The following is a 7,472-nucleotide window of genomic DNA, read 5'->3' on the forward strand; positions in this document are numbered from 1 at the left end:
ACACCTAACCTCCAATTACTGAAACGGGGTCAACCTTTAAAACAACTCGGGTTGGAATAAGAGAACCTAACATTGACATAACAAGTAATCCAACGGAAACAGCACTCATTAATGGAATATCAAAGGTCATCGGAACGGCAGCAGGGAGCGCTAAAGCAGTAAGAGCAGTTAAAATAATTCCGATAAGTAAACCGCTAACTGTAAGGATAAATGATTCACTAATAGTTGCTTTAACTAAGACATTGGCAGAAATTCCTTGGGCCCGTAAAACGGCATAATTACCAAGTTTTTGGATTGTGATGATATAAAGGAAAACGCCAATGATGATTAAAGAAATAATCATTAAAAATCCAATCATAAAAACAAAAGTTGAGTTTTGAGCGGAGTAACCGGGAAGTTTTTCAATAATTTGACTTATTGGATAGGATTTAAGGGTTTTATCGTTATTTTTAATGCTAGAAGCTTTTGAAACAATTGCACTGCCACCAAAACTTTGAGCCATCCCTCTAAAAGTTCTCCAATTATCAACTGATGTATAAACAATCGGAGAGATATTTAATTTAGCATTTTTAGTAAAGCCAACAATGCGATATTTCTTATCAGAATCATTGAGGCGAATTTTTTGGTTAAGTTTATAACCGTTATTTTTAAAGGAATCGTCTAAAACAATTTCATCATTATTAGTTGCTTTTTTACCGGCACTTAACTTCATATTTTGAGCGATAAACTCATTTTTATTAATTCCAACTAAAGTTGCGGAAGTTTTTTTCGCATTTTTAGCGGTCGTCACAACTGTTGTTTCCGCAATAACCGCATTGTTTTTGTTATTAGTAAATTTATCAACTTGAGCTTGTGTTAAAAGTGATTGTCGTAAGTTTAAGTCAGATGATTTATTTAAAAGCGCACTTTTAGCGTTCCAAGATTCGATGGCGGCGGTATTTTCATGGGCTAAACCAAGAGCTAAACTGGTTAAAATGAAAATTAAATAACTAATAAGTACGATCATCGCAATAATCATGCTATATCTGAGTTTTTCATGCTTAATTTCTTTAAGAGCGAGAAACATAAAATCAGATCCTTTCTAATTGAGTAACTTTTCTAAGACAACTTTGAGATTATCTAAATATTGTTTTTGATTTGTAGGATTTTTCAAACTATTTTTAATCGTACTATGACATAATTCGGCAACACTCCATGTAATTGGATCGAAATTAGGGGGATGAGCCTGATTATCAGTAATATGATTATAAAGCATATCCATTTTAATGAAATTATAATAACGATGATTCAAGACTTCGTTTAAAAAATCTGCAGTTTCTTTAACAAAAAAGTTAGCATCTTGTTTTTCTTGTGGTTGGCGGACAATATTTTGATGAATGTCAATCATCGCTTTTTTGAAAAGATAACGATATGCATCGTTGATATCCTCAAAATATTTATAAAATGTTCCACGCGCAATTCCTGTTTTCTTAATGATATTTGAAACTTTAGCTTCACTAAGCTTAACTTTTGAAAATTCTTCAAGTAAAGCATCTAGGATTAAAGTTTGCTTTTTTGATGGAATATTAAAAAATGTATCTTTGGGCATATAACTCACCTCTTTTACTCGGTGACGAGTTGTCACTCTATCTAAATTTAGTATATTCTTATAGTGAAATGCTGTCAATGAAGTTGAACTTCTTAAATATTTGATTAAAATAATGTACTGTATAAACTATTTAAAGGAGCTATATAAATGCTAAGAAAAATCCAGATTTTTATAATGATGGTTGGGACAATTGCGATGAATTTAGTGGCAGTAACGTATTCAATTCAAGCAGATGAAATTAATCAGAATATAAAAGCAGCGATTGTAGTTGATGCTAATGAGGGGCAAATCTTGTATCAAAAAAATAGCGAACAAAAATATCCAGTTGCTTCAATGACAAAATTATTGACAGCATTGGTTTTGCTGGATCAAATTAAAGCTAAAAAAATTAGTTGGGATACAAAAGTAGTTCCAACGTCAACTCAAGTTAAATTGAGTCATGAAAGTGGCTTGACGAATGTTCCACTTGAAGAAAATCATCAATATACAATCTATCAGCTATACCAAGCTTTACTAGTTGGATCTGCTAACGCCAGTGCGATGGTAATTGCTAAAGCAGTGGCCGGAAATCAAGAAGACTTCATTAAATTAATGAAACAAAAATCAGAAAAATTAGGAATTTATGATGAAGAAATTCATAATGCAAATGGCTTACCTAATGGAATGTTAGAAAATGAAAGAGATAAAAATGCTGATAAAGATGCCGAAAATAAATTTTCTGCCAGAGATATGGCTATAATTGCCAAAGCTTTGATTAAACAACACCCAGAAGTATTAAAAACAACCAGTTTAAAGAGTTTAAATTTTAATGATCAAGGTAAAAAAACAATGGTGAATAATACTGACACTTTATTACAAAACCAAGATTTAAAGGTCGACGGTTTAAAGACTGGAACTTCAGATGCTGCGGGTAAATGCTTTGTGGGAACGGCCAACAAGGATGGTCACCGCATTATCACAGTTGTTATTGGAGCTCAAACGGATGCAAGTCGGTTTGCAATTACGCAACAACTAATGGAAGAAACATACCAAAATCATAACATCTATGACATTAAAAAAGGACAAATAATTCCGGTGATGAAACAAGTCAAGGTTCAAAATGGAACGAAGAAAAACGTTAAAATTAAAGCCAGTGAACCAATGACATTATATGTAGGTAAAAATGATAAGGTTGAAACGGAACTTATTACCAAAGATGGTAAACCAGTTAAACCACTGATTAAGGTTAATGAAAAATTAGGGACAGCACACATGCGAACAACCGATCATCAAGGATACTTGAATGGCAATACTCATTTAGATGTGAAAGTTCAAGCGGCCCAAAAAGTTGAATCAGATAATTTATTTATTAGATTATTTGAAAGAATCGCTGCATAAATTAAAAGGCAAGACATGGGGCTCTTGCCTTTTAATTTGGGCCAAGTTACCTAAAATTCTCAGCCTTAAGAAATAATTAATAAAAAATTTAGAAATGACCGGATTGAATTTATGAATTTCTTTAAGTATATTCAGTAATATTTTTGTTGTAATTAACATTACAAGTTATAATTAAAGAGATGAGAGATTGAATAAACAACTAGATATACGTTAAGGAGAAAAATATGAAAATTTTAGTAGTAGATGATGACAAGGATATTGTTGAATTATTAAGTATTTATATCAAAAATGAAGGTTATGAAGTTGAAAAAGCCTATAACGGTAAAGAAGCAATTTCAAAACTTAATACGAATCCAGATATTGCATTAATGATCTTAGATATCATGATGCCAAATATGGACGGAATGGAAGTTGTCCGTGAAATCAGACGCGATTCTCAAATTCCCGTTTTGATGCTTTCAGCTAAAACAGATGACTTAGATAAAATTCAAGGTTTAGTTCAAGGAGCGGATGATTATGTAACCAAGCCATTTAATCCACTTGAAGTTATGGCTCGTGTAAAATCATTATTACGTCGTTCCGAACAAACTGTTCAAAAAACAGAACCCGATAAAATCGAAATCGGACCATTAATTATTAAAAAAGACTCACATGAAGTTAAGACCATTGATGGTAAAGATATTAAGTTAACCGCACTAGAATTTGGAATTTTACACTTGTTAGCAAGTCATCCAAATCGTGTTTTTTCAGCCGATGAAGTTTTTGAACGTGTATGGCAACAAGAATCTGTTGTTTCAGCTAAAACAGTTATGGTTCACGTTAGTCATTTACGTGATAAAATTGAAGAAGCAACTAATGGTGAACAAGTCATCCAAACAGTTTGGGGTGTGGGCTACAAGATTGAATCAAGATAACCAAGCTGTGGGAAAAAAGCACCTTAAAGTTAAGGTGTGATTTCGCCAAATTCAAGGGGGATAAACCATGAAGTTTCGTCTTACAGGACGCGAGAAAAGTGAACTCCTAGGGGAAGGGATCCTAACCTTTGTTTTATTAGTCCTGTTAAACATGTCATTATATGTGATTGTGAATCAATTGATACGTTTAAATCCAGGCATCGCAACGGGATTTTTACAGATTAAGATGTCGATGTATTTGGGCCAACGCTATATTCGCATGTGGCGTTGGGGCTGGATTTTCATTGCGATAATGGCAATCATAGATATTATTGTCATTCAATGGCGGCTAACAAGACGTTATCGTCAAATGCAGTTAAGACATATTATTACTGAATTGCATTATATTGCTGATGGACACTTTAGTCATCGGATTCCTTTTTCGGTTAAAGGAGAAATGCAACGAGTTATCTTGTCAATTAATTCTTTGGTTGATAGTACAATCAAAGCGATGGAAGATGAACGCCGAATTGAAAAGTCAAAGGACGAATTGATTACTAATGTTAGTCATGATATTCGCACACCTTTAACTTCAATTATTGGTTATTTGGGGTTAATTGAAGACCATCAATATCAAAATAAAGAAGATGTTTTAAAGTATACTCACATAGCATATTTAAAATCTAAACAAATGAAATCGTTAGTTGATGATTTATTTGAATATACCAAAGTACGTCAAACCGATACGCCACTTAAATTGCAGCAATTAAATATTGGAGCAATGCTTGAACAAATCGGTGCCTCCTTTGAATTGGAAGGACAAAAAAAGCAAATGGAAATTAGCGTCAAGATTCCCGATGAATCGTTGATGATTGAAGCTGATCCAGAAAAATTGGCCCGGGTTTTCAATAACTTAGTGACGAATGCCTTGAAATACGGAAAAGGCGGAAAAAATATCTACCTTTCTGTTGAAAATCAAAATAATCAAAGTGTCAAAATCGTGATTGCAAATGATGGGGAACCAATTCCAGAAAAATCTCTTAATCAGGTATTCAATCGTTTTTACCGCGTTGAAAGTTCAAGATCAAAAGAAACTGGAGGAACTGGTTTAGGCTTAGCGATTGCGCAAAGCATTATCGAATTGCATCATGGAACAATTAAAGTTGAGTCAAATCAAGATTTAACAAGCTTTATCATGCAATTACCATTGAAACATGATGAGTTTGTAAAAGATTAAAAAGAATTGGAAATTTTTTTCCAGTTCTTTTTTTATATACATATTTCGATAAAATGAAACAAATTGCCAATTTTATCTCTTTTTTTTAAAAAAAGATGTGTCACAATTAAAGGGAGACAAATAATTGTGAAAGGAAGAGATAAGATGAATATGATTAAAGCGGAATTTAAGCATATTAAAGACCGTAAAATTTTATTTGCAACAATTTGTGCGGTGCTTTTGATTCCATTTTTATACTCTTTATTTTTCTTAAAGTCAGTCTGGGATCCTTATGGGAATACGAAGTACCTTCCAGTGGCAGTTGTTAACAATGACAAAGCGGTAAAATTTCATGGAAAAACGCTAAAAGTTGGTGAACAACTTGAAGAAAAATTACGAAAAAATGATAGTTTAGATTGGCATTTTGTCAATGCTAAAGAAGCAAAATATGGATTGGGTCATAAAAAGTATTATATGGTCATTACAATTCCCAAGAATTTTTCTAAAAATGCCACGACAGTTTTAGATAAAAATCCTAAAAAGATGGAATTAACTTATAATACCAATGATTCCTTGAATTATATTGGGAAAGTTATTTCTGAACAAGGGGCTAAAACACTTGAAAATTCAGTACGTGATACGGTTTCAAAATCATATGCCCAAACAATGTTTGCTTTAGTAAAAAAAGTAGGCAAAGGCTTTAATAAAGCAGCTGATGGTGCTGTTAAACTTTCAGATGGTGCCTATACTTTATCAGATGGACTTCAAACATATACAGCAGGCGTTTCTAAAGTTAATGATGGAGTGATGCAACTTCAAGCAGGGGTGGGCCCCTTAAGTTCAGGAGTATCACAATTATCAACTGGAGCTAATACATTAGCTGGAGGAATTGGACAATATACTGGAGCCATTGCGAAGTTAAATGGTGGAATTCAAACGCTAAATGGTAGTGTGGGTCAATTAGGATCTGGAATGAATCAGTTATCAACTGGAGCTAATACTTTAGCCGGTGGCATTGGCCAATATACTGGAGCTATTGCGAAGTTAAATGGTGGAATTCAAACGCTAAATGGTAGTGTGGGTCAATTAGGATCTGGAATGAATCAGTTAGCAACTGGAGGTAATAAATTAAACAACGGCTTAACCACTTATACCAATGGGGTTAGTCAATTATCTTCAGGATTAAACCAATTAAATAGTAGTCTTTTACAACAAATGCCAAGTGGGACGAAAAAATTAGTTGATGGAACTGCTAGTTTGAACCAAGGTGTAAACCGTTATACTAGTGGTGTAGATAAACTACAAGCTGGACTAGTTCAGTTAGACTCTAATTCAGAAGCTTTGAAAAATGGAGCAGGTCAATTAGCTCAGTATAATCAACAACTCTCAGCGGCTGCTAACCAAATTAATATTAACCAATTAAAAGCTGCTCAAGGAAATGCACAAGCGCTAGTTACTGGAATGCAACAAGCCGCAGCATTGAAACAAAGCTTACAAGCTGTTGGTCCAAGTATTAGTGGATTACAAGCTAGTTTAGGTGGAATCAATAGCCAAGTTTCAGCTGTTAAAAATGCTGGTGCTGGCGTTTCAGGACACTTAGATGCTGCAAGTTCAAAAGCGAGTGCAGCTGCTGGTGCAATTCAAAGCGTAATGGGATCAGATAAATTGACTGCTGATCAAAAAGCTGCATTGCAAAATGCGATTAATGATAGCAAAGCCGCAGCTAGTGAAGCGACTGCCGCTAAAGGAGCAATTACAAACTTGAATAGTCAATTAGCTAGTCTAGATAATGTTGCTAATGGTGTTGGAAAAATTCAAGCAGCGATGAGTCAAATTCAAGGAGCAATGAATACTCTTAACAGCATTAATGTTAATTCAAATAATGTTAATGCTGCAACTAGCCAATTAACAAAGGTTGTAGCAGATTTAGAACAATTACAAGCAGTCTCAAGCCAATTAGCAACAGCTTCAAAAACATTAAATAGTTCAGTAGTTAAGTATACTGATGGCGTTAAGCAAGCTAGTGATGGGATTCAAAAATTAACTGCTAATAATGCTGCCTTAAATCAAGGGGCTAATAGCCTTGCTAATGGAAGTCGAGAATTACAAAATCAACTTCCAGGCATGATGAATGGTGTTGGTCAATTAACAAGCGGTGCTAACCAATTAGCAGCTAATAACAATACTTTATTAGCTGGTTCAAATCAATTAGCCAATGGATTAAATATCATGAATTCTAAAGTTCCAACTTTAACTAGTGGTGTCGGACAGTTAGCAAGTGGAAGTAGCCAAATTGTTGCTAACTCAGGAGCTTTAAATAGTGGGGCAGCCCAATTAGCAGGCGGTTTAGGTCAATTGAATGCTAAAGTTCCAACTTTAACTAGTGGTGTCGGCAAGT

General features: G+C 34.0%; 6 protein-coding genes. 4 read left to right on the forward strand and 2 right to left on the reverse strand.

From position 1 onward, the window contains the following. Positions 1-4: 4 nt before the first annotated feature. A complete protein-coding gene (locus JCM14209_RS01070; protein ID WP_025021797.1) occupies positions 5-1,066 on the reverse strand; it encodes an ABC transporter permease in 1,062 nt (353 codons plus the stop codon). A 15-nt stretch (positions 1,067-1,081) separates the two neighbouring features. Further along, positions 1,082-1,588, reverse strand: coding sequence for a TetR/AcrR family transcriptional regulator (locus JCM14209_RS01075; protein ID WP_025021798.1), 507 nt, complete (start codon positions 1,586-1,588; stop codon positions 1,082-1,084). A 147-nt stretch (positions 1,589-1,735) separates the two neighbouring features. Between JCM14209_RS01075 and JCM14209_RS01080 the strand changes: the two genes are divergently transcribed. The 4 genes from JCM14209_RS01080 to JCM14209_RS01095 all read left to right on the forward strand — a co-directional run. Further along, a complete protein-coding gene (locus JCM14209_RS01080; RefSeq protein ID WP_025021799.1) occupies positions 1,736-2,965 on the forward strand; it encodes a serine hydrolase in 1,230 nt (409 codons plus the stop codon). 224 nt (positions 2,966-3,189) lie between these two features. Continuing rightward, positions 3,190-3,879 (forward strand): response regulator transcription factor CroR, encoded by a 690-nt coding sequence (gene croR / locus JCM14209_RS01085; protein WP_025021800.1) that lies wholly within the window; start codon positions 3,190-3,192, stop codon positions 3,877-3,879. Positions 3,880-3,946: 67 nt separating this feature from the next. Further along, positions 3,947-5,095: a sensor histidine kinase gene (locus JCM14209_RS01090; protein ID WP_025021801.1), complete on the forward strand. Its 1,149-nt coding sequence runs from the start codon at positions 3,947-3,949 to the stop codon at positions 5,093-5,095. Between the two features lie 144 nt (positions 5,096-5,239). Continuing rightward, the coding region (locus JCM14209_RS01095; RefSeq protein WP_025021802.1) for a YhgE/Pip domain-containing protein at positions 5,240-7,472 on the forward strand (2,233 nt) is incomplete at its 3' end.

This window comes from Ligilactobacillus hayakitensis DSM 18933 = JCM 14209 (assembly GCF_000615845.1).
Lineage (GTDB): Bacteria > Bacillota > Bacilli > Lactobacillales > Lactobacillaceae > Ligilactobacillus > Ligilactobacillus hayakitensis.

Excerpts from the sequence above, each read along its gene's own strand:
- JCM14209_RS01070 (WP_025021797.1), bottom strand. The coding sequence starts at position 1,066 with ATGTTTCTCGCTCTTAAAGAAATTAAGCATGAAAAACTCAGATATAGC.
- JCM14209_RS01075 (WP_025021798.1), bottom strand. The coding sequence starts at position 1,588 with ATGCCCAAAGATACATTTTTTAATATTCCATCAAAAAAGCAAACTTTA.
- JCM14209_RS01080 (WP_025021799.1), top strand. The coding sequence starts at position 1,736 with ATGCTAAGAAAAATCCAGATTTTTATAATGATGGTTGGGACAATTGCG.
- croR (WP_025021800.1), top strand. The coding sequence starts at position 3,190 with ATGAAAATTTTAGTAGTAGATGATGACAAGGATATTGTTGAATTATTA.
- JCM14209_RS01090 (WP_025021801.1), top strand. The coding sequence starts at position 3,947 with ATGAAGTTTCGTCTTACAGGACGCGAGAAAAGTGAACTCCTAGGGGAA.